Below are 2,781 nucleotides of genomic sequence, written 5' to 3'. Positions count from 1 at the left end.
AACGGCGAGCCGTGGCCTTTTTACCGTGTTCATCTGCATATAGTACCAGCTTCAACCTTAACTGCTTTGGGTCTTTATAATTTCGTAACATCATGTAATATCCTATCGGGCACATGCTGACCTCCTGTGGGTTTGTTTGGACAACTATCCCTTTATCAGGTTGGTCGGCCTCTGTGCCTATTTTTTATATTCGGCGAACGAGTGAGTTATCCATACCTCACGCGCCGGCGCCGAAGGTTAGCCGGTGCGCGTGAGGTGTGGATAACTCTTCTCGCAAATCAAAAAAAAAGAAAGTTACCCACAGTCCGCACACACCAGCTCCTTACGGGCTGGTGTGTGCGGACTGTGGGTAACTTTCTTTAACTCCCCCCATTCTCTATCCAACATATACCTTATCCTCTTTATAGGGGGGTTACGATGTCTATTCCGAGTTCCACGTCTTGTGATTTTTTGACTTGAGTTTTAAGGGATTGAGGCTTAAATCCCTATTCAATGGTAACTCGCATCGATGCTTTTGCAAAGGTCACGGGAAGGGCTATCTATGCCGAAGATGTTTATATCGACGGCATGCTCTACGCTGTCCCCCTGCACGCCCCCCACCCTCGCGCAAAGTTGACATTCGTGGACTATTCCCGCGCAAAGACCTCGTCCGGCGTGGTTGGAATAATCACGGCCGATGACGTTACCGGCGATAACAAAACCGGCGGCATTATCAAGGACCACAGAATATTCGTGAAAGATGTCACAAGATATCATGGCGACGTCATTGCCATGATAGCCGCGGAGTCTCTTGAAGCCGCATATGAAGCGCGCGACAAGATATGCCTAAAGTTCGAACCGCTAAAGACGCTCTTTTCGCCCGAGGAGGCATTAAGGCCCGACGCGCCCATTATCCATCCGGAACGGGGAAGCAATATCTGTTGCCATTATTCTGTAAGGCATGGGGACGCGGAAAAGTGGTTCAAAAGCGGTGAAAAAACATGCCCCGAGCGTAGTCGAGCGGTTGTTCAAAGGGAGTACAGGACCCAGCACGTTGAGCACGCCTACATGGAGCCGGAGGGGTGCGTTGCCGTGGCAAATAACGACGATTCGGTGACCGTCAGAGGCGGCATGCAACACCCGTTCACGGCGCAGAGGTTCACTGCACGGGCAACTGGGCTTTCTCTAAATAAGGTGCAGATAATCCAGACAACTCTTGGCGGCGGCTTCGGCGGCAAAGACGATACCATATCCATCATCTGCGCCCGCGCGGCGATCATTGCCCTCAAACTGAAACGCCCCGTCAAGATAATCTACACGCGCGAAGAATCCGTGCGCGAAAGCTACAAGCGCCACCCTTTCCACGTGACGTTCAAGGGGGGCGTTCAGAACGACGGAAAACTTCAGGCCCTTGAGGTAAAGATAACCGCCGACGCCGGGGCGTACTGCTCCACATCGCCCTTTGTTATCTGGCGCCCTACCGTCCAGTGCACCGGTCCTTACATCTATCCCAACGTCAAGTGCAACTCGGACGCGGTCTATACCAACAACACCTTTACCGGCGCCATGCGCGGATTCGGAAGCCCCCAGATGAACTTTGCCATAGAATCCTTCATGGATGAAATGGCGGCCGAACTTAAGATGGACCCGATAGAGCTTCGCCGCAGAAACTTTTTCACGCAGGACTGCACAACCCACACCGGCCAAAAACTCGACAACCACAAGGTATCGATAGCGGAAGTGGTGGATATCTGCCTAAAAAAGATAGGCTGGAGCGAAAAGTTCGCAAAGTGTTCTCACGGAAAGCCCGACGAAGATGAAAATTACTACGGCATCGGCATCTGCTGTTCCTACCGGGGCGTCTCTTTGGGCCACGAAGGAAAGGACACATGTTCGGCCATCATTAAAGTAACTCCGGACGCGCTTGTTGAACTTGAGGTGGGCGTTGCGGAGAACGGTCAGGGGCTCAAAACCGTTATGGCAAGGATATGCGCCGAAGAGCTCAAAATACCTATCGACCGCATCATATATAAGGATGTCGATACACTCTCCGTCCCCGATTCCTGCCCAACCGTTGCCTCGCGCGGAACACTTGTCGGAGGCAACGCGGTAATAGACGCCTGCCGGCAGATAAAAGAAAAACTGCGTCCCTTTGCCGACATGGGGTTCGAAGGCGCGGTCTCCGCCTGCCACTCGATGAACATTCAACTTCACGCGCTTGGCGTCTGGAACGGCCCGCCCGTCTCGTGGACCGAAGAGACCGGCCAGGGAAACGCCTACTTCACCTACGTTTACGGATGCCAGGCGGTAGAGCTTGTCGTCGAGGGCAAAACAGGCAAGGTCCGCGTAAGAAAGATGGTCGGCGTTCACGACATGGGCAAGGCGATCAACCCGGAGATGGCGAGGGGGCAGATATACGGCGGAATGGTCATGGGAATGGGTTTTGCCCTGAAGGAAGAGATAATCCACAAGGAAGGCGTTATTGAGAACCTTAATTTCGATAAATATAAGATAGTGACATCCGGCGAAACTCCGGAGATGGAGGCCGTGATCGTTGAAAATACAGACCCTGCCGGCCCATGGGGGGCAAAGGCCCTCGGCGAACCTGTAAATGAGCTCATGGGCGGGGCCATTGCGAACGCGATATATTATGCAACCGGCGTAAGATTTAGAGAGCTGCCTATAACGGCGGAGAAGATCATTAAGGCAATGGCCAATGCAAAATGACCAATGATAAATGAATGATAAATGACAAATGGGCGCCTCTAAAAACCTGCTTGTTCTGTCATTGCGAGCCCCGAA

Annotated in this window: 1 protein-coding gene; it reads left to right on the top strand. The window is 52.6% G+C overall.

What is annotated here, in order from left to right:
* Window positions 1–492: 492 nt before the first annotated feature.
* The gene (locus tag COV46_06830; protein PIR16824.1) at window positions 493–2,706 is read left to right on the top strand and encodes a dehydrogenase; all 2,214 of its coding nucleotides are present in this window, start codon (window positions 493–495) and stop codon (window positions 2,704–2,706) included.
* Window positions 2,707–2,781: the final 75 nt, after the last annotated feature.

The sequence above is a fragment of the Deltaproteobacteria bacterium CG11_big_fil_rev_8_21_14_0_20_49_13 genome (assembly GCA_002796305.1).
Lineage (GTDB): Bacteria > UBA10199 > UBA10199.
Note: the sequence above shows the minus strand (reverse complement) of the source record. Positions and strands in the feature narration are given on the sequence as shown.

Excerpts from the sequence above, each read along its gene's own strand:
- COV46_06830 (PIR16824.1), top strand. The coding sequence starts at position 493 with ATGGTAACTCGCATCGATGCTTTTGCAAAGGTCACGGGAAGGGCTATC.